This is a genomic window from Brevirhabdus pacifica, assembly GCF_002797755.1.
GTDB lineage: Bacteria > Pseudomonadota > Alphaproteobacteria > Rhodobacterales > Rhodobacteraceae > Brevirhabdus > Brevirhabdus pacifica.
The window spans coordinates 613,359-632,761 of sequence record NZ_PGFI01000011.1 but is presented as its reverse complement, the minus strand read 5'-3'; the positions used below and the strand labels follow the sequence as shown (position 1 = coordinate 632,761).

At 65.5% G+C, this 19,403-nt stretch carries 20 protein-coding genes and 1 tRNA gene; 11 read left to right on the top strand and 10 right to left on the bottom strand.

Features of this window, described 5'->3' with window-relative positions:
• Positions 1-198 precede the first annotated feature (198 nt).
• Complete coding sequence (locus CLV77_RS03195; protein WP_076979288.1) at positions 199-1,104, bottom strand: lipid A-modifier LpxR family protein; 906 nt, start codon at positions 1,102-1,104, stop codon at positions 199-201.
• A 285-nt stretch (positions 1,105-1,389) separates the two neighbouring features.
• Here CLV77_RS03195 and CLV77_RS03190 point away from each other — a divergent pair, with 285 nt between their 5' ends.
• Genes CLV77_RS03190 through CLV77_RS03175 form a run of 4 tightly spaced genes read left to right on the top strand, consistent with a single transcriptional unit; the run spans position 1,390 to position 5,008 of the window.
• Positions 1,390-2,265, top strand: coding sequence for a metal ABC transporter substrate-binding protein (locus tag CLV77_RS03190; protein WP_076981007.1), 876 nt, complete (start codon positions 1,390-1,392; stop codon positions 2,263-2,265).
• A gap of 42 nt (positions 2,266-2,307) precedes the next feature.
• Entirely contained in the window at positions 2,308-3,273 is a 966-nt protein-coding gene (locus tag CLV77_RS03185; protein ID WP_076981008.1) for a manganese/iron ABC transporter ATP-binding protein, read from the top strand.
• Complete coding sequence (locus CLV77_RS03180) at positions 3,270-4,178, top strand: metal ABC transporter permease (RefSeq protein WP_076979289.1); 909 nt, start codon at positions 3,270-3,272, stop codon at positions 4,176-4,178. The genes CLV77_RS03185 and CLV77_RS03180 overlap by 4 nt, the downstream gene beginning before the upstream one ends.
• Complete coding sequence (locus CLV77_RS03175) at positions 4,175-5,008, top strand: metal ABC transporter permease (RefSeq protein WP_076979290.1); 834 nt, start codon at positions 4,175-4,177, stop codon at positions 5,006-5,008. Before CLV77_RS03180 ends, CLV77_RS03175 begins: the two co-directional genes overlap by 4 nt.
• 563 nt (positions 5,009-5,571) lie before the next feature.
• On the opposite strand, the gene CLV77_RS03170 is transcribed toward CLV77_RS03175, so the two are convergent.
• The 7 genes from CLV77_RS03170 to CLV77_RS03145 form a co-directional block, all read right to left on the bottom strand.
• Positions 5,572-6,093, bottom strand: a complete 522-nt coding sequence (locus tag CLV77_RS03170; protein WP_076979291.1) for a hypothetical protein — start codon at positions 6,091-6,093, stop codon at positions 5,572-5,574.
• A gap of 29 nt (positions 6,094-6,122) precedes the next feature.
• Positions 6,123-6,641 carry a helix-turn-helix domain-containing protein gene (locus tag CLV77_RS03165; RefSeq protein WP_076979292.1) on the bottom strand — a complete coding sequence of 173 codons (519 nt, stop codon included), beginning with the start codon at positions 6,639-6,641 and terminating at the stop codon, positions 6,123-6,125.
• Positions 6,634-6,960: a hypothetical protein gene (locus tag CLV77_RS03160; RefSeq protein WP_076979293.1), complete on the bottom strand. Its 327-nt coding sequence runs from the start codon at positions 6,958-6,960 to the stop codon at positions 6,634-6,636. Before CLV77_RS03160 ends, CLV77_RS03165 begins: the two co-directional genes overlap by 8 nt.
• A 183-nt stretch (positions 6,961-7,143) precedes the next feature.
• The gene (locus CLV77_RS03155; protein WP_076979294.1) at positions 7,144-7,353 is read right to left on the bottom strand and encodes a MerR family transcriptional regulator; all 210 of its coding nucleotides are present in this window, start codon (positions 7,351-7,353) and stop codon (positions 7,144-7,146) included.
• A gap of 109 nt (positions 7,354-7,462) precedes the next feature.
• A complete protein-coding gene (locus CLV77_RS16270; RefSeq protein WP_143815118.1) occupies positions 7,463-8,137 on the bottom strand; it encodes a hypothetical protein in 675 nt (224 codons plus the stop codon).
• An 8-nt stretch (positions 8,138-8,145) separates the two neighbouring features.
• Positions 8,146-9,327: a tyrosine-type recombinase/integrase gene (locus CLV77_RS03150; protein ID WP_076979295.1), complete on the bottom strand. Its 1,182-nt coding sequence runs from the start codon at positions 9,325-9,327 to the stop codon at positions 8,146-8,148.
• Positions 9,328-9,475: 148 nt separating this feature from the next.
• A tRNA-Ser gene (locus CLV77_RS03145) sits at positions 9,476-9,565 on the bottom strand.
• 253 nt (positions 9,566-9,818) lie between these two features.
• On the opposite strand from CLV77_RS03145, the gene CLV77_RS03140 reads away from it, so the two are divergent.
• The 7 genes from CLV77_RS03140 (at position 9,819) to CLV77_RS03110 (ending at position 16,404) form a co-directional block, all read left to right on the top strand.
• Positions 9,819-10,766, top strand: coding sequence for an SPOR domain-containing protein (locus tag CLV77_RS03140; protein WP_236861020.1), 948 nt, complete (start codon positions 9,819-9,821; stop codon positions 10,764-10,766).
• Positions 10,767-10,833: 67 nt separating this feature from the next.
• Entirely contained in the window at positions 10,834-12,012 is a 1,179-nt protein-coding gene (locus CLV77_RS03135; protein ID WP_076979296.1) for a D-alanyl-D-alanine carboxypeptidase family protein, read from the top strand.
• 22 nt (positions 12,013-12,034) lie between these two features.
• On the top strand, positions 12,035-12,673 hold the full coding sequence (gene tmk / locus CLV77_RS03130; RefSeq protein WP_076979297.1) for a dTMP kinase: 639 nt from the start codon (positions 12,035-12,037) through the stop codon (positions 12,671-12,673).
• On the top strand, positions 12,670-13,848 hold the full coding sequence (locus CLV77_RS03125; protein ID WP_076979298.1) for a DNA polymerase III subunit delta': 1,179 nt from the start codon (positions 12,670-12,672) through the stop codon (positions 13,846-13,848). Before tmk ends, CLV77_RS03125 begins: the two co-directional genes overlap by 4 nt.
• Positions 13,845-14,678, top strand: coding sequence for a TatD family hydrolase (locus CLV77_RS03120; protein ID WP_076979299.1), 834 nt, complete (start codon positions 13,845-13,847; stop codon positions 14,676-14,678). The genes CLV77_RS03125 and CLV77_RS03120 overlap by 4 nt, the downstream gene beginning before the upstream one ends.
• Positions 14,675-15,472: an MBL fold metallo-hydrolase gene (locus tag CLV77_RS03115; protein ID WP_076979300.1), complete on the top strand. Its 798-nt coding sequence runs from the start codon at positions 14,675-14,677 to the stop codon at positions 15,470-15,472. The genes CLV77_RS03120 and CLV77_RS03115 overlap by 4 nt, the downstream gene beginning before the upstream one ends.
• A gap of 2 nt (positions 15,473-15,474) precedes the next feature.
• A complete protein-coding gene (locus tag CLV77_RS03110) occupies positions 15,475-16,404 on the top strand; it encodes an AEC family transporter (protein WP_076979301.1) in 930 nt (309 codons plus the stop codon).
• Positions 16,405-16,521: 117 nt separating this feature from the next.
• On the opposite strand, the gene CLV77_RS03105 is transcribed toward CLV77_RS03110, so the two are convergent.
• The gene (locus CLV77_RS03105) at positions 16,522-17,697 is read right to left on the bottom strand and encodes an ABC transporter permease (protein ID WP_076979302.1); all 1,176 of its coding nucleotides are present in this window, start codon (positions 17,695-17,697) and stop codon (positions 16,522-16,524) included.
• A gap of 4 nt (positions 17,698-17,701) precedes the next feature.
• A complete protein-coding gene (locus tag CLV77_RS03100; RefSeq protein WP_083707707.1) occupies positions 17,702-19,330 on the bottom strand; it encodes an ABC transporter permease in 1,629 nt (542 codons plus the stop codon).
• Positions 19,331-19,403 lie beyond the last annotated feature (73 nt).

Below are 19,403 nucleotides of genomic sequence, written 5' to 3'. Positions count from 1 at the left end.
CGTCGCTCCGTCGCAGACGGCCGTCGTCGACGGGCAAGCCACGCCGTCAATCTCTGCCTGCTGCCACCGGATGACGTACGTGCCTGCCAAGCCCGTTGTCATACTGGTTACCTGCGTTCTTTTTTATACTGCTCGTTCTTGTTGAACCGAGACTAGCACGCAGGCGGCCACCGAAGAAGCGTTGCCATCCCCATATTGTCAGAAGTTGAACTTGAGTGTCACGGATCCCACGGTCTGGCCTTCGGCCTGGGCCTCGAACTCCGGGGAAAGGTAGGTGGCGCCGTAGAAGATCGCGCCGCTGCCCCAGGAATGGTGCACGCCCGCCCGCAGCCGCGCGCGCCCCTCCTCGAGGCGGTAGCCAAGGTCACGGGGCAGGTAGACGCTGTCGGTGACATGGGCCACATCGCCGCCCAGCAGGAACGAGGTCCCCTCGCCCGCGTCGTCGGACTGGATGCCGGGCATGCGCTGGCCCGTGACAACGTCGCGCATACGCAATGCGCCGATGCCGAAGCTGCCGACCGTCAGGTCCGAGCCGACGCGAACCAGTGTCTCTGCCCCGGCCTGAACCTCGGCGAAGGGGCGCAGCCGGGCGCGGCCGATCTGCATCTCGCGGGCCACTTCGAAGCGGGCGGTGGGGCGGATCGCGTTGCCGATCTGGAAATTGTCCACCCGGGGGGCGGTCGCGCCCAGCAGCTTGTGCAGGCGCTTTTGCATGCTCAGCACCCCGGTCTGGGGACCGACGGCGACCAGGTCGATGCCGCCTTCGTAATCCATCCCCCCGCGGGTGGCATAGCTGTGCAGGCCCAGCGACAGCACGCCGACGTGGCGGCGATCGCCCGGGGCGGGGTTCTGAAGGTTGTCGGGGGCGATGGTCTCGCCGCGCAGGCGGAATTCAAGCAACTCGCCCAGCACGCCGGGACGGGTGCCGTCCCAGACCGGGCCGCGGAAATAGCTGAGCTGGTAGGAACCTGTCCGCCAGCGGTCCTTGCCGTCACCGAGGTAGTCGTTGTTGAACACCCGGGCGAGGCCCAGGCCGACGCGTTCCTGGGCGTTCGACGCAGTGGCGCTGAGAAGAAGGACGGCGACGAGCAGCGAGCGAATCATGATAGCCTCTTGGAACATTGCCCCCGATGTCTGGCCCAGGGGCGGCACGGAAAAAACCACCTGTCGTTTCTCTCGCAGCAATCGGACCGAAATGTGGCCTTATGGCCGATATGGACGGTCTGCCGCGGCGTCATTTGCGGGGCTGGAGGTCGAAGGCGACAGTAGTTGAGAATGATTATCATTTTCGATTGACACTTGCGAATGATTATCATTTACAAAAGCGGCACACCGACAGGAGGTCCCATGTCTGCCATCGCTCGCCGCCCCGCCCTTTCCATCGCCCTCATGGCCGCAACCGCACTTTCCCCGCTTGCCGCCTCGGCCGCCGGGGATGGGGCGTTCAAGGTCGTCACCACCTTCACGATCATCCAGGACATGGCCAGCAACATCGCCGGCGACGCCGCCGAGGTCGTCTCGATCACCAAGCCCGGCGCCGAGATCCACGGTTACGAGCCGACGCCCCAGGACATCGTGCGGGCCTCGGACGCGGACCTGATCCTCTACAACGGGCTGAACTTGGAGCTGTGGTTCGAACAGTTCATCGCAAACCTGGGCACGATGCCCTCGGCCATCCTGACCGACGGGATCGCGCCCATCGCCATCGCCGAAGGGGATTACGAGGGGCTGCCCAACCCCCACGGCTGGATGGGGCTGGCCAACGCGCTTGTCTACGTCGACAACATCCGCGACGCCCTGTCCCAGCACGACCCCGACAACGCCGAGGTCTACGCCGCCAATGCCGACGCCTACAAACAGCAGATCGAAGACACGGTCGGCCCCCTGCGCGACCGCATCCGCGAGCTGCCCGAGGAGCGCCGCTGGCTTGTCACCTGCGAAGGTGCCTTCAGCTACCTGGCCCAGGACTTCGGCCTGCGCGAGGCGTATCTCTGGCCCATCAACGCCGACCAGATCGGCACGCCCCAGCAGGTGCGCGGCGTGATCGACACCGTACGCGAACATGACATCCCGGCGGTCTTCTGCGAAAGCACCGTCAACCAGGCACCCGCCGAGCAGGTCGCGCGCGAAACCGGGGCCGCCTATGGCGGCGTGCTTTACGTCGACAGCCTGACGGCGGCAGACGGCCCGGTGCCCACCTACCTCGATCTGCTGCGAATTGACGCCCAGACCATTGCCGACGCTCTGGCGCCGCAGTCGAAATGATCGCACCCTCGCAACAGTCGCTACCCGGCCAGGAGGCTCATGATGCGTGACAGGTACTTCAAACCCGCCGGGGGCGCGGGCACCCCGGCCCGCACCCCCGACGGCACCCCCGACGGTATCGTCGCCCGGGATGTGACCGTCACCTATCGCAACGGTCACACCGCCCTGCACGATGCCAGCTTTCAGGTGCCCCGCGGCACGATCACCGCGCTGGTGGGCGTGAACGGCGCCGGAAAGTCGACCCTGTTCAAGGCGATCATGGGCTTTGCTCCCATGGCGCGCGGCGACATCAGGCTGCTGGGCCTGCCGATCAAGCAGGCGCTGGCGGCCAACCTCGTGGCCTATGTGCCCCAGGCCGAAGAGGTCGACTGGGCCTTCCCCGTCCTGGTCGAGGATGTCGTGATGATGGGCCGCTTTGGCCACATGGGCTTTTTCCGCCGCGCCGGCCGCGCCGACCACGAGGCGGTAGCGGCGGCGCTGGAGCGGGTCGGCATGTCCGATTTCCGCGACCGCCAGATCGGCGAGCTGTCGGGGGGCCAGCGCAAGCGGGTCTTTCTGGCCCGCGCCATGGCCCAGGACGGCCAGGTCATCCTGCTGGACGAGCCGTTCACCGGGGTGGACGTCAAGACCGAGGAGAAGATCATCACCCTTCTGCGCGAGCTTAAGGAAGAGGGCCGCGTGATGCTCGTCTCGACCCACAACCTGGGCTCGGTGCCCGAGTTCTGCGACCGCACCGTCCTGGTCAAGGGCACCGTGCTGGCCCATGGCCCGACCGAGACGACCTTTACCCACGAGAACCTGGAACGGGCTTTCGGCGGCGTGCTGCGCCATTTCACCCTTGGTGGCGACGACCTGCACCACGACCGCGAGGACACCCGCGAGCTGCGGATCATCACCGACGACGAGCGCCCCTTCGTCCAATATGTCGAGACCGAGGGCACCGCCGGCGCCCCTACCGCGCCCCGGCCTGAGGATGACGGCAAGGACGCGGAGGACGGGTCGCGATGATCGACACCCTGCTCGAACCCTTTTCCTACGGCTACATGTTCAATGCCATGTGGGTCTCGTCCCTGGTGGGCGGGGTCTGCGCCTTCCTGTCCAGCTACCTGATGCTGAAAGGCTGGTCGCTGATCGGCGACGCGCTCAGCCACTCGGTCGTGCCGGGCGTCGCGGGGGCCTACATGCTGGGCCTGCCCTTCGCGCTGGGTGCCTTTTTCGCGGGCGGGCTGGCGGCGGCGGCGATGCTGTTTCTCTCCGAACGCTCGGGGCTGAAGATCGACGTGGTGATCGGCATCATCTTCACCTCCTTCTTCGGGCTGGGGCTGTTCATGGTCTCGCTGTCGCCCATGTCGGTGTCGATCCAGACGATCATCATGGGCAACATCCTGGCGATCACCCCCGGAGACACCCTGCAACTGGCAATCATCGGGCTGGTCTGCCTGGCCGTTCTTCTGAGCAAGTGGCGCGACCTGATGGTGGTCTTCTTCGATGAAACCCACGCCCGTACCGTCGGCCTGCGCCCTGAGGTGCTGAAGGCCGTCTTCTTCGTCCTGCTCTCGGCCGCCGTGGTCGCGGCGATGATGACCGTGGGCGCCTTTCTGGTGATCGCGCTGGTGGTGACCCCGGGGGCGACGGCCTATCTGCTGGCCGACCGCTTTCCACGTCTCATCATGATCTCGGTGCTGATCGGCACCGTAACCAGCTTTCTCGGGGCCTACGCCAGCTTCTTCCTGGACGGGGCGACGGGCGGGATCATCGTCACGCTTCAGACGCTGATCTTCCTGGCGGCCTTCGTGTGGGCACCGAAACACGGGCTTCTGGCCGCCAGGCGCAAAGCGGCGCAAAGCCTCGCCCGGCCCATCGCGGGGCCCGTTGCGGAGTCCGACGCCACCACCGGGGGGACCGGCGCATGATCGACATCCTGATGCAGCCCTTTCAGTTTCCGTTCATGCAGAACGCTTTCTGGATCAGCCTCCTGGTCGCCCCGCCGACGGCGCTGCTGTCGTGCTTTCTCGTGCTCAAGGGCTGGGCGCTGATGGGGGATGCCGTCAGCCACGCCACCCTGCCGGGGATCGTGCTGGCTTGGATCCTGGGCCTGCCGCTGATCGTGGGCGCGTTCGGGGCGGGCATGCTCTGCGCACTGGCAACCGGCTACCTGGCCGACAACAGCCGGGTCAAGCAGGACACCGTCATGGGGGTGGTCTTCGCCGGCATGTTCGGCCTGGGCATCATCCTCTACACCTCGATCCACACCAACGAGCACCTGGACCACATCCTTTTCGGCAACATGCTTGGCGTGGGTGTGCAGGACCTCTGGACCTCGGGGCTGATCGGGCTGGTGGTGACGACGCTTCTGGTCGTGAAGTGGAAGGACCTGCTGCTGCATGCCTTCGATCCCACCCAGGCGCGGGCCTCGGGCCTGCCGGTCGGATGGCTGCACTACGGCCTTCTGTCGGCGCTGTCGCTGACGGTCGTCTCGACCCTGTCGTCAACCGGGCTGATCCTAGCGGTGGGACTTTTGGTGACGCCCGGCGCCATTGCCTTCCTGACGGTGCGCAGCTTTGACCGGATGCTGGTGGTCTCGGTCGCGGTCTGCCTTTTCGCGATGCTGTCGGGCACCTACGCCAGCTTCTACCTCGACAGCGCCCCCGCGGCGACGATCGTGCTGATCCTGACGGCCATCTTCATCGCGGCCTTCACCCGCCGCCTCGCCCTTGGCCGAAAGACCGAAGCCGAGGCGTAGAAATCCCCCGGCGCGAGGGGATACCCACGCCCCTCGCGCTGCCCCCCGTCACTACCCAACTCGCCGCCGCCGGCCCTCGCCGCCAGGCGGCGAGCCTCGTTTTACGGGGGATATTGGAGACAAATGGTGGAGGAGGTGTCTGTCGCACGATTACGATAACATACTGTTGTTAAATATATTTCCCGACGACGACAAAGAACGTACCACGTTTCATACCACACAAGAGGTGAGAAATGGTGAAAAGGGCGACCTGTGCGGTCCGATGACAGCACCGCGACCAAATCATCTTCCGCGCCCACGTACAATCCGCCTCCGCAGAGAGGGAGGGGGGGGTATAAGAAAGTTGAGGTGTGTTAGAAGTCGGGACCGGGGGCTTGCCTTTTGCACGCACATCCACAAATCGGACAACGCGCCCCGTCCCCTATCCCTTGCGCAAATGACAGTTTGCCCGTCTGCCACAAGTCATTCGCCGGTCAGCGACTGAACGCTCGTCAGGGGGATAGCCAAGGGCGGCGATCCCGCGCACTAAGAACCCGGCAATCTCCTCCGGGTCCGGTGTGTCGCTACCTGCCCCCGGCTTTGACTACATCCCCGACAATCGCCTGCCCACCTTCGTTGACAGTGACACGTTCCACCCTGACCACCTGCTGCGCCTTGCGCCGGTATTTCTTCAGCGCGTCCATCTGATACGTGAACAACCGGCCTAGACGGACCATCGCCTTTTCGTGGCTCTCACGAAGTCTGAGACTGGTCTGGTGTGTCATGTGCCCCGCCGCTTTCGTCATTGCCATGTGGGTCGCGGTCATCTGCGCCACCAGCATCGCCTCTATGGCGTCTGTCGGCTCCAACTCAGCGAACATGGCAGAGGCCATCCCGCCGACATCCTCAGCGCCCTTGCCCAGGGCCTCCAGCGCGGAACAGAACACGCCGTTCGCGGCATCTATCGTCTTCATGCCAACTAGCTCTCGGATGGTGTGATCGGAGTCGACGGCAATAGTCAGCTTGCCATCGCCATCTTTTGCCACCTCGGGATAAGCGCGCACATCCAGCCCGGAAGTATCGGGCCTGTCGATCTGTCCTGCCATGCTCTTTTCCTTACAGGGAGTGGTTTATATTAGTGTTCCGATCCAGAACCGTGCCGTCCCTTCGTGGGTGGCTCGACGGGTTCCGGCTTGGAACCATTGGGCATCTTATGGTTTCCAAACGGAACCACACGGCCCCCGGACCGGTCCGCATTAGAACCGCATTCTGTTTTTGCTGTGCGATAGCCGCGCCATTCATGGGTGGGGATTTCTTTGCCCCGAACCCTATGAACACCCTTGGTTGTGATGCGCCATTCGTGAGCGTGACGGTGATAGAAGTTGCCCTTGCTCTCCAGCACCACCAGCCCCTTGTCCTGTAGATCGCGAAAGGCCCGCTGCACCGTTGCCTTGCCCATGTGCAGCGTCTTGGCGGCCTCGGCGTAGGACAGGCGCAGGTTGGCGTTGTTGCTGCCGTTGAACCGCGTGTGAAGCTCCAGGAAGACTTTCACCGCAGGGCCGGACAGGGCACGCCAAGCATCGCTTTTGAGTAGGGCGTAAGGAAGAGGGGCATATTGCCCCTCCTCCGATCTTTTGCCATTGCGCTTAGCCATTGGAGCCACCCGCCCCGTGATCTAGGACGCCGTAGCCCAGCGCTTTAAGCTCGACGCGAGCCTGCGAGGCCGAGGGGGGATAATCCAGCGCCATAACATTGCAGCCATCGACCAGCCGGTAAAAGGCAACGCCCGACTTGTCAGGACGTTGGTCCTCGATAGGCCAGCCATAGCGGACCCTCAGCGTGTGAATGATAGCGCCCAGACGCCAACCGCGCCGTTCTGCGATCTCGTCCATGTGCGTCAGCGTTCGGCCCATCGCCAATGCACGACAGGTCCAAGCGATTTGCGTGGGTTTGCTGAACCAATGGTCATTCATGCCAGACCCTCCCCAGATGGAGCGTCATAGGCTGAACCGAATTGCTGAGACGATCCCAATAAAACCGGGCGTCCGACGGGCTTGCGAAGGCGGTGCCGGATATGTCATCTGTTGCACGTACCACCGTGGCATTGGATGTCACACGAAAGGCCCCGGCCCCGCGTGCGGAGTTGGGGTTTTTCATTATGCGGCCTCCCCGTTCGGATCGACGCGCTGAGCGTTTAGATAGGCGTTCAGGTCGGTGCCGTGATAGGCGATGCGTCGCCCGATGCGGATGAAGGCTGGCCCGCGATTGCGGTGCCGCCATTGCGCCAGCTTTTCCACGCTTCCCAGAACGCGGAGCTCCGGGTCTTCGGGAAAAAAGATGCGGTCTTGATCGAAGATGTCTGCCATCGGTAATCCCCTTTCTTGGGTTATTCCTGATGCCAGATAGTCTCAGTCCCCTCACCATGTCGTAGGAATAATTTGCAACCTACTTTTCTAATACAGAAGCGCGAAAATTTCACTCGCCCTCATCGCCCCTCGCTTCTGCGGCATAGATTTTGGCGACTGCATCGTAGCCGAGGTTGACGCCACCTAGCGAGCCTATTGCTTCGGCAACGTAGTCACAGGCAGACGTCGGTTTACTAACGGCGTTCCGAGTGGGCGAATACCCGATATCCACTAAGATCTCTACTGCCAGCGCTATCTGCGAATTTCGCGCTTCATTTTTTTTGGGGTCCGGCCCCTTTCTCTTTCTTGGTGGCGTGACGGAGCCGGAGAGAACTCCTGCAAGCCATCGCGCAAGCAAGGGGTGCATTTCTTTCGGATTATGCAGCAAAATTTCTTCGCAAGCCTTTAATGCCCCATGATAATATTTCTTATCGGATCGCGTGCGCGCCAACAGGTCGCTTAGGTACTGCGGAATTGAGTCGAACTGGGCCTCTGCGAAGGGGGTACGCCCCATAGCCAATGCGACAAAGAACCCCTTCCCCGCCACAGCCTGTTGAAACATTTTTTTTCGGATATTGATGAAATTTTCTTCCCAGGATTCCGCGCCCAGGCGGTCCAAACGCAAATACTGTGTATCACTCAGAACGAACATCGCTAATTCACGCGTGAGCCCTTCTGCTGCTACTACTGCGCTCGCTAAATCTACCCGATCTTGCAAGCTATATTGCTCCTGCTCAGAATTCATCTCTTACGTCACCGTTTGGGTTCCGGGATTAGGCAGACCGACCAAGTCTGCATCAGTTCCCGCCGCCGCTCCAGCAAATCCGATCGCGCATAGGCCCGCTCCACATCCGTTCCGACTTGATGCGCCAACGCCGCCTCTGCGACCTCTCGCGGCGCGCCTGCCGCCTCGGCGGCCCAATCGCGGAACGTGCTGCGGAAACCATGCACCGTGAATTCCCCCCGCCCAATGCGCCGCAAGAGCATCAGCATGGACATGTTGGACAAAGGCCGGTGCCGCTTCTGCCCCTCGAAGACATAGGCAGAGGCCATCGCCCGCATCGGCTCAAGTATCCGCAACATTTCGTCGGTCAACGGCACGCGATGCGCCACGCCAGTCTTCATCCTCTGCGCAGGAATTGTCCAAAGCCTCGTCTCCGAGTCAATCTCTTCCCACGTCATGCCCAACACCTCGGAAGTGCGACAGGCGCTCAGAATGGTGAATTGCAGCGCCTTTGCCGCCGTGGCGGTACGCCCCTCCAACTCGGCATAGAAGGCAGGCACATCGCGCCACGGCATCGCTTCGTGATGTACCACCCTGGCTTTAACTTTGGGCAGAACTCCGGCCTCCTTCACCGCAATTACCGGGTTCTCCCCTTCTCGGAAGCCGGATGATTTGGCCACGTCCAGCACTGTCTTGATCCGCTGCATCAGCCGCCGCGCGGTTTCGTGCTTGGCCGTCCAGACCGGCAACAGGCACATCAGCACTTCGGGCTGACCGATGCTGTCCACCGGCATTCTGCCTATCTTGGGAAAGGCATAGTCGCGAAGGGTGTTCAGCCATTGCTGGCCGTGCTTGGGGTTTTTCCATGTGGGCAGGCGGTCGATATGCACTTGTCGCGCCAGCTCCTCGAATGTCGGAACGTCGCGCCGGGCATTGAAACGCGGATTCAGCCCTGCCTTGGCCATGCGGCGATAGTCCAACGCCCTTTCGCGGGCTTGGTTCAGCGTGACAACATCCGCGCCACCCAAACCGAAGTCGGTCCGCAGGGGGGCACCCTTCCGGTTCTTCTGCCCCTTCACGGTGACGCGCACGATCCAACGTCGCGCGCCAGACGGATCGACCACTAGATAGAGGCCCGCGCCGTCGCCGTGCCGCCCCGGCCCCAGGTTCTCCACCAGCTTCTTCGTGAGCTTGCCGCCAAGCGCCGCCATTGTCATACCACCTTAGATACCACACAATGAAAGCATACAGGCGGGATCAAACAAAATCCAACGAAACCCCGCAAGAGGATAAAGCCCCACAACAGCAGGGCATTTTGGGTCTTTTGGCCATTGTGAAAAACTCGGGGCAAGGTGCCGCTGGCGGAGGAGGTGGGATTCGAACCCACGGTACGCTTTCACGCACGCCGGTTTTCAAGACCGGTGCAATCGACCACTCTGCCACTCCTCCGGTCGGGGCTGCGTAACGCCGGGGGGGCGATTCGGGAAGGGGGCAGGCCCTGTTGGGGCGCAAGCGTGCTCTGGCTACGCGCGATCATTTTATGCCGATGCGGCGGGGGGGCGCTTTTCATGTATGGGCGCAGCCGGTAAGATGCCCGGCGCGGGCGGCAGTACCGTGGTGTGACCGGACGGGATGAACCGGGGGCACCTTGGGCCCGGGCCGAAAACAGCGCGGGGCGAACCGTGCATCAGAGGGGCATCGCATGATGGGCAGAACAGAATTCAAGCGACCGAACCGGGACGGGCGGCCCGCGTCAGGATCGCCGGCGGGAACGGCCGGGATCGCGAGCGGCATCGGGCGGCGCGGCATCGCGCGGATTGCCACCGTGCTGGCGGCCTCCGCTTTGCTGGCCGGTTGCACCGAGGGCGGCGGGCTGAACATCCTCAAGGGCGGAACCAAGGCCGAGGCCAAGACCAGCGCCTCGAGCGGCGCGGTCCGCCTAGTCGAGCGCGACGTCGAGGCGCCCGAGGTCTTCCAGGTCGAGGAGAGCGGCCTGTGGGACGGACGCCCCTCGCTGGGCGGGGTCTGGGTGGCCCATCCCGATACCAAGGATCCCGAGCGGGTGATCATCCGCAATACCGCCAACGGCAAGTTCGTCATCGGTGCCCTCTTCCGGCGCGAGCGGGACAATCCCGGCCCCCGGCTACAGATCTCGTCGGACGCGGCGGCCGCCATCGGCGTGCTTCCCGGTCAGCCGACCAAGCTGAACGTCACCGCCCTGCGCAAGGAAGAGGTGCCGGACGAGGCGCCGGTCGCCGTGCTGGCCCCCGCCAAGGTCGAGGCGACGCCGCTGGCCCCCCTCGCCGCAGCCTCGGCCGCCATCGACAAGGCGCCCGCGACCGCCGGCGCCACTGCCAGCGCGGCCCCCTCGGCAGCACCCGCCGCGGCCGAGCCAGCCCCGACCCGCAAGAGCGGGCTCGACAAGCCCTATATCCAGATCGGTTTCTACAGCGTCGAGGCCAATGCCAATGCAAGCGGCAACGCCCTGCGCAAGGCCGGCATCGTGCCGGTGATCCGCAAGCAGTCGACCGCAGGCAAGACCTTCTGGCGGGTGCTGGTCGGTCCTGCCACTTCGAACGCCGAGCGCGCGCAGCTGCTCAAGGCCGTCAAGGCCCAGGGCTATGCCGACGCCTACCTGGTGAAGAACTGATGTCCCGCGCGGCCGCCCCCCGGGGCGGTCCCGCGACCAACGCAACACTGAACCCGAGCGGAGAACCATGCTGAACAGAATCTCACCGTCCAGCCTGGGGGCCCTCTGCGCCGCGATCGTGCTGTCGATCGTCGCCGCCCTGCCCCTGCGTGCCTACGAGACCGCCGCCACAGGCGCCTATGTCTTCGACGTCAACACCGGCACCGTGATCCTGGAAAAGAACTCCGAAGTGCCGCTACCGCCAGCCTCGATGTCCAAGCTGATGACGCTTTACATGCTGTTCGAGGCGCTGCGCGACGGGCGCGTCACCATGGACACGCGCTTTGGCGTCTCCTCCAAGGCCAAGAGCATGGGCGGCTCGACCATGTTCCTGAACGAGCGGGACCGCCCCTCGGTCGAGGAACTGATCCAGGGCATCATCGTGCTGTCGGGCAACGACGCCTGTGTCGTCGTGGCCGAGGGGCTGGCTGGTTCTGAATCCGCCTTTGCCCGGACAATGAACGAAAAGGCCGAAGCGCTGGGCATGACCGGCTCGAACTTCGTGAACGCCAGCGGCTGGCCCGACCCCGAGCATCGCATGAGCATGAAGGACCTGGGCATTCTGGCGCGGCACCTGATCTCGGAATTCCCCGAATATTACGGCTATTTCAGCCAGAAGGAATTCGAGTTCGACGGTCGCGCGCCCCAGAACCGGTTCAACCGCAACCCGCTGCTCAGCCTCGGGATTGGGGCCGACGGCCTGAAGACCGGCCACACCAACGAGGCGGGCTATGGCCTCGTCGGCTCGGCCGCCCAGGGCACGCGCCGTATCGTCTTCGTCATCACCGGCCTGTCGTCCGAGAAGGAGCGGGCCGAGGAATCCGAGCGTATCGTCAACTGGGCCTTCCGCCAGTTCGTCGAAAAGACCCTGTTCGACGCCGACACCCAGCTTGCCACAGCCGATCTGTGGCTGGGCGCCAAGCCCCAGGTGGGTCTGGTGACCGAAAAGCCGCTGACCGTGCTGGTGCCGGCCGGTGCCGGTGACACGGTCGAGGCCCGGGTCGAATACGAGGGGCCCATCCAGGCACCCATCAAGAAGGGCCAGAAGATCGGCGAGCTTGTCGTCGCCATGCCTGACCAGAACGAACGCCGCATCCCCCTGCTGGCCCAGGAAGCCGTGGCATCGGGCGGGTTCGGCGTGCGCCTGAAGACCGCCGCCAAGGTGCTGTTCCACAAGGTCGCCGGCGAGGCCGCGGTCTTCAACTGATGCCGCAACGAAAGGGCAGCGCGTGACAAAGCCGAGCCGGCCTGGCCGCTTCATCAGCTTCGAGGGGATCGACGGCAGCGGCAAGTCCACCCAGGCGCGGCTTCTGGCCGAAGCGCTGCGCGAAGGCGGCTCCCCCGTCACCCTGACGCGGGAGCCCGGCGGCTCGGCCGGGGCCGAGGAAATCCGACGCCTGCTGGTCGAGGGCGCCCCCGACCGCTGGTCCCCCGAGACCGAGATCCTGCTTTTCACCGCCGCCCGCCGCGATCATGTCGAAAAGCTGATCCGCCCCGCGCTGGAGGCCGGGGAAACCGTGATCTGCGACCGGTTCGTCGATTCCACCCGGGTCTACCAGGGCACGGCGCGTGCCGACCTGCGCGACATGGTGGACGCGCTGCACGCCAGCATGATCGGCCTGGAGCCTGACCTGACGCTGGTGATCGACATGAACCCCGAACAGGCCCTTGCCCGGGGCCTGGCCCGCGACAGCGGCGAGGACCGGTTCGAGGACATGGGCGCCGGATTCCAGCACCGGTTGCGCCGGGGGTTCCTGGACCTGGCCGCCGCCAACCCCGACCGCTGCGCGGTGATCGACGGCATGGCCGACCCCCAGACCGTCGCCGGGCGGGTGCGCGAGACGCTCGAGGCGAGGACCGGCCCATGAACGACATCCCCGAATCCGACCGCCTGCCCGAGGCGCCCCACCCCCGCGAGACCGTGGCGCTTTTCGGCCAGGAGGCCGCCGAGGCCGCCTTTCTCGAGGCATTTTCGACCGGGCGGCTGCATCACGGCTGGCTGATCACCGGGCCCCGCGGCGTCGGCAAGGCGACCCTGGCCTGGCGAATGGCGCGGTTCCTGCTGGCCAACCCGCCCGCCGCCGCCGAGGGGGGCCTCTTTGGCGACACCGATCCGGCCCCTGCCCCCAAGGACTTGGACATCGGCCCCGACCACCCCGTCGCCCGCCGCATCGCCGCCCGGAGCGAGCCGGGGCTTTTCCACCTCAAGCGCGGGATCAACGACAAGACGGGGCGGCTGCGCAACGAGATCGTCGTCGACGAGGTTCGGCGGCTGAAGGAGTTCTTCGCCCTGTCCTCGACCGACGGGGGACGGCGCGTGGTCATCGTCGACAGCGCCGACGAGCTGAACACCTCGGCCGCCAACGCATTGCTGAAGCTGCTGGAAGAGCCGCCCGCCAACGCGACCCTTCTGCTGGTCAGCCATCAGCCCTCGGGCCTGTTGCCGACCATCCGCAGCCGCTGCCGCGTGCTGCGGTGTGCGCCGCTGGCGCCGCCGGTGCTGGCCCAGGCCATGGACCAGGCCGGGATCGTGCCCAGCGGCCCCAAGGGCGCGTCGGACGAAGAGGTGGCCCGAGGCCTCGCACAGCTTGCGGGCGGTTCGGTCGGCGACGCGATCGGGCTGATCAGCCTCGACGGGCTGAAGACCTATGGCGAGTTGGTGGCGCTGATGGGGGGGCTGCCACGGCTGGACCGGGGCCGCGCGCTGAAACTGGCAGAACGCGCCGCCGCCCGCGGGGCCGAGGATCACCTGGCCCTGCTGATCCGGCTGATCGACCTGTTCCTGACGCGCCTGGCGCGTAGCGGGGCCACCGGCGCCCCCCCGCCCGAGGCGGTCCCCGGCGAAGCCGCCCTACTGATGCGCCTTTGCCCCTCGGCCCGGGCGGCGCGGGGCTGGGCAGAGCTGTCGCAGGAGCTGTCGGCGCGCGCCAGCCACGCAAGGGCGGTCAACCTTGACCCTGCCGCGCTCATCCTTGATATGGTCTTCAGGATTGACCGAAGGGCCGCCGATCTGGTCGCCCCCGCAGGCGCCGGAGCCCCATGACCACCGCATTTCTCGTCGACAGCCACTGCCACCTGGACTTTCCCGATTTCGAGGGTGAACAGGCGGACCTGATCGCCCGCGCCGCCGAGGCCGGCGTCACCCGCATGGTGACGATCTGCACGCGGCTGCGGCTGGAGCCGCAGGTCCGCGCCATGGCAGAAGCCCATGCGCCTGTCTTCTACGCCGCCGGAACCCATCCCATGAGCGCCGCCGAGGAACCTCTAGCCACGGTCGACGAGCTGGTCGCGCTGGCCGAACATCCTAAGTTCGTGGGCATCGGCGAGACGGGCCTTGATTATCACTACACGGCCAAAAGCAAGGACATCCAGCAGCAGAGCCTGCGCATCCATATCGAGGCCGCGCGCCGCACCGGCCTGCCGCTGATCATCCACGCCCGCGCCGCCGACGAGGACATGGCCCGGATCCTGGCCGAGGAACACGCCGCCGGCGCCTATTCCTGCGTCATGCACTGTTTCTCGAGCGGCCGCGCCCTGGCCGAGGCCGCGCTGGACCTAGGCTTCTACCTGTCGATGTCCGGCATCGCCGCCTTCCCCAAAAGCGGCGAGCTGCGCGAGATCTTCGCCATGGCCCCCCGCGACCGGATCCTGGTCGAGACCGACAGCCCCTACCTTGCGCCGCCGCCCCATCGCGGCAAGCGCAACGAGCCGGCCTATGTCGCCCACACCGCCCGCGTGGGCGCCGAGGCGATGGGGATGGAGTTCGAGGAATTCGCGCGCCAGACCACCGCCAATTTCGACCGGCTTTTCACCCGGGCGGCCACGCCCGGCGCGGCGCAGGACGCCCCCGCCACGGCATCCGGCCGGGGATGAGGCGCAGGCGCTTCACCATCCTGGGCTGCGGCTCCAGCGGCGGGGTGCCGCGGCTGGGCGGCATCTGGGGCGCGTGCGATCCCGACAATCCCCGCAACCGCCGCCGCCGCTGCTCTCTGCTGATCGAACAGGAAGGTCCCGGGGGCGTCACCCGCGTCCTGGTGGATACCTCGCCCGACATGCGCGACCAGCTTCTGGATGCCGATGTCGGCACGCTGGACGGGGTGGTCTACACCCATGCCCATGCCGACCATGTCCACGGTATCGACGACCTGCGCATGATCGTCTTCAACACAGCCAAGCGGCTGGGGGTCTGGGCCGACGGGGCGACGCAGAACGACCTGCTGAACCGCTTCGGCTATGCCTTCGCCCAGCCCGAGGGCTCTCCCTACCCGCCGATCCTGGACCTGCACACGATCAACGACGGGCTGAGGATAGAGGGCGCGGGCGGCGAGATCGCGATGCTGCCCCTGCGGGTCCACCACGGCACGATCGACGCCTTGGGCTTCCGGGTCGGGGATCTGGCCTACCTGCCCGATGTCTCGGAGATCCCGGCCGAGACCTGGCCGCGGCTGGAGGGGCTGGACTGTTTCATCCTCGACGCGCTGCGCCGCACGCCGCACCCTTCGCACGCGCACCTGGCCCGCTCGCTCGAGTGGATCGAGCGGGCGGCGCCCCGTCGCGCCATCCTGACCAACCTGCATATCGACCTCGACCACGATACACTGGAGGCCGAGACGCCCGGCCACATCACCCCCGCCCATGACGGCATGACCGTCGAATACGAGCTTTAGCCGTGGGCGCGGCGCTGGAAGTCATCCTGCCGGTCTTCCTGCTGCTGGGTTTCGGGTATGCCGCCGTCTGGCGCGGACTTTTCGCCGAGGAGCAGGTCGACGGTCTGATGCGCTTCGTGCAGGTCTTCGCGGTGCCAGCGCTGCTGTTCCGCGGAATCTCGACCCTGGACATGGGGCTGTTGCTGGACGGGCCGCTGATGCTGTCCTTCTATGCCGGGGCGACGGTGGCGTTCATCATCGGCATCCTCGGCTCCCGGCTGCTGTTCGGCAGGCCCTGGGAGGACAGCGTCGCGATCGGCTTCTGCTGCCTCTTCTCGAACTCGCTGCTGCTGGGCCTGCCGATCACCGAGCGCGCCTATGGCACCGCCGCCCTGGCCGCCAATTATGCCATCATCGCCGTGCACGCGCCCTTCTGCTACCTGCTGGGGATCACCACGATGGAGGTGGTGCGCGGGCGCGGCGGCGGGGTGGCGGCGACCCTGCGGCGGGTGGTGTCCGCCATCTTCCACAACGCGATGATCATCGGCATCCTGCTGGGCCTGGCCGTGAACCTGACCGGCCTTGCCCTGCCCGGGGTGCTGGTCGAGGCGATCGACCTGCTGGTGCGCGCCGCCCTTCCGACAGCGCTTTTCGGTCTCGGCTGCGTGCTGTTCCGCTATCGGCCCGAGGGGGACCTGCGGATCATGGCCTTCGTGAGCCTGCTGTCGCTGTTCCTGCATCCGCTGGTGACCTACACGCTGGGCAACACGCTGGAGCTGGGGACAGACAGCCTGCGCTCGGCGGTGGTGACGGCCTCGGTCGCGCCGGGGATCAATGCCTATGTCTTTGCCAACATGTACGGGGTAGCCAAGCGGGTGGCGGCGACATCGGTGCTGATGACGACGGCGCTGACGGTGCTGACAACGCCGGTCTGGCTGGCGCTGCTGCCCTGAGGGGGCGTGAGCCCTAGGGGTCAGGCGGGCCGGCCGCGGGGCGGCCGGTGCCTCCGGCGGGGATATTTTGGCGACAATGAAACAGGGGGCGGGCCGTGGCGGCGCGCCCCCTTTTTGTCAGGCCGGGCTGAGGCCGCGCAGGCGCTCGGAGCGGCGGCGGAGCATCTCGACCGTGGCAAGAAGCAGGATCGAGATGCCGACCAGGATCGTGGCGACGGCGAGGATCGTCGGGCTGATCTGTTCGCGCAGGCCGATGAACATCTGCCACGGCAGTGTCTTCTGGCCGGCCGAGCCGACGAAGAGCACCACCACCACCTCGTCGAAGGAGGTGATGAAGGCAAAAAGGCCACCCGAGATCACACCGGGCAGGATCAGCGGCATCTGCACCCGGAAGAAGGTGGTGATCGGGTTGGCGCCCATGTTGGCCGCGGCCCGCGTGAGCGAACGGTCGAAGCCCACCAGCGTCGCCGTCACTGTGATGATGACGAAGGGAATGCCCAGGGCGGCATGGGCCAGGACGACGCCCAGGTAGGTGCCCTGAAGGCCGATCCGGCTGTAGAAGAAATACATCCCCGCGGCCGAGATGATCAGTGGCACGATCATCGGCGAGATCAGGATCGCCATGATCGCCCGGCGGAAGGGCACGTGGGGCTGGCTGAGGCCGATCGCGGCCAGGGTGCCGAAGCCCACCGACAGCAATGTCGCCACCGGCGCGATCGTGACCGAGTTCCACAGGGCGTTCTGCCAGTCGGAGTTGGTCAGGAAGTCGCGGTAATGCTTGAGCGAGTACCCCTCGGGGTCGAAGCGCAGCATCTCGGGGGTGAAGGTGAAGAAATCCTCGGCGTTGAACGACAGCGGCATCACCACGATGATCGGGGTGATGAGGAAGATGAAAATCGCGCCGCAGATCACCCGGAAGGTATAGTGCCACAGCACCTGGCCCGCACTGGTGTAGGGCGGCAGCCGGTCGCGGTAGCGCCCGGTGCCCAGCCAGAAGGTGAACCAGCCGAAGAAGGCGCCGAAGAGCGCGCCGATAACGGCGCCCGGGATCGAGGCCAGCAACAGCCCCAGCAGCGCGAAAAGCGCGGTCGAAAGCCAGAAGGCGGGCCGCTGTTTCGGGAACAGGGTCAGGAAGAGCGCCGCCAGGATCGCTGTCCCAGCAGCCCCGATGAGCACGCCGGTCAGGCTGGCGTCGTTGGCGGTGCCCACGAAGAGCCCGGCCACGGCCCCGGCAAGGGCCACGATGGGAACGACGAAGCCCAGCGGGCGGGTGATCGGTCTTTGCTTGGCCATGGTCTCAGCCCCCCAGCTTGACGTTGTCGATGCCGACGATGCGGTCGTAGGCCCAGTAGAGCAGCAGCACCGCCGCCAGCAGGATCGAGCCAAGCGCCGCCGCCAGACCCCAGTTCAGCGAGGACGAGATGTGGTAGGCGATCCGGTTCGAGATGAACGTGCCGGTGGTGCCGCCGACGATCTCGGGCGTGATGTAGTAGCCGATGGCCAGGATGAAGACCAGGATCGAGCCTGCGCCGATGCCGGGCACCGACTGGGGGAAATAGACCCGCCAGAAGGCCGTCCAGTTGGTGGCGCCCAGGGATTTCGCGGCCCGCAGGTATGTGGGCGGGATGGTCTGCATCACCGAGTAGAGCGGCAGGATCATGAAGGGCAGCAGGATGTGGGTCATCGCCACGATCGTGCCGAACTGGTTGTTGATCATGATCAGGCGGTCGGCATTGTCGACCACGCCCAGCCAAACCAGCACGTCGTTGATCACCCCCTGCTGTTGCAACATCACCTTCCAGGCCGAGGTCCGCACCAGAAGCGAGGTCCAGAAGGGCAGAAGCACCAGGATCATCAGCAGGTTGGCGGTACGCGCCGGCAGGTTGGCCAGCAGCCAGGCCACCGGGTAGCCCAGCAGGATGCAACTGCCGGTGATCATCAGGCTCATGAAGAGCGTGCGCTTGAGCAGGGTGAAGTAGATCTGTTGGCTTTCGGGGCGCATCTCGGGGCCGTCGAGGCCCTTTTGCATGTCCACCGCGTTGAGGAAATAGCCGTCGGTATATTCCGGCGAATAGATCTTGAGGGTCTGCCAGACCGGCAGGCTGGCCCAATCCTTGTCGGCATCGAGGAACTCGGCCTTGAGGTCGACCCGCTCGAACGCTTCGACCGCGGCGTCGGCCCGGGCCAGGCGCCCCTCGGTGAAGGCCGACTGATCGCCGGTGGTCAGGTCGTGGTAAAGCGCGGTGAACAGGATGTCCTCGGGCTTTTCCTTGGCCGGGTCGTCCCCCTCCTCCTCGATCAGGAAGTCGCTCCAGCGATCCCAGGTGCGGGCGGTCAGGGGCAGCGCCTTGCGCAGGTCGTCCTGCTCGAACATGGCGACCCAGACGGCGGGGTTCTCCCACTCGGGGTCGAGGGCCACGAACTGCTTGGTGTAATCGTCGGTGGCAAAGCGCTTCACCCGCCGGCCCGTCTTGCGGAAAAGCGAGGAGATTCCCGTCTGTTCGTAGTTGAGGCGGGTGCCGAGGCGGGTATGCAGCTTGCGCTCGGAGGCGAGATAGAGGTCGATGTAGAGGGCGGTAAAGGTATCGGGACCCGGAATCTCGGCATCGTGCTCGTCCCAGTCCTCGAGGGCCATCACGGTCTCGGGCAGGGTCTCGGAGACGATCTGGTTCTCGACCGAGCGGAACAGCATGTCCGCGATCGGCGCGATGAAGGTCACGAGAACAAAAATCAGCAGGGGCGCAATCAGCATCAGGGCGCGCATCTTCTGCATGCGCAGGGCGCGGCTGAGGCTGCGTTTCAGCGGGGTGCCGTCGGCGGCCAGCACCGGACCGGCGTCGGCGCGGGCCTCGGCGTCGGCGATACGCAGGCCGTCATCGGGCGTCGGTGCTTGGCTGGCGGTGGTGGCGTCGGTCGCGTCGCTCATGGAAGCCCTCGTCGGCAGTGTCGTTTTCAATATGTCCGGACCGATCGGTCACGGCTGGCGGGGTTCGTGTCGG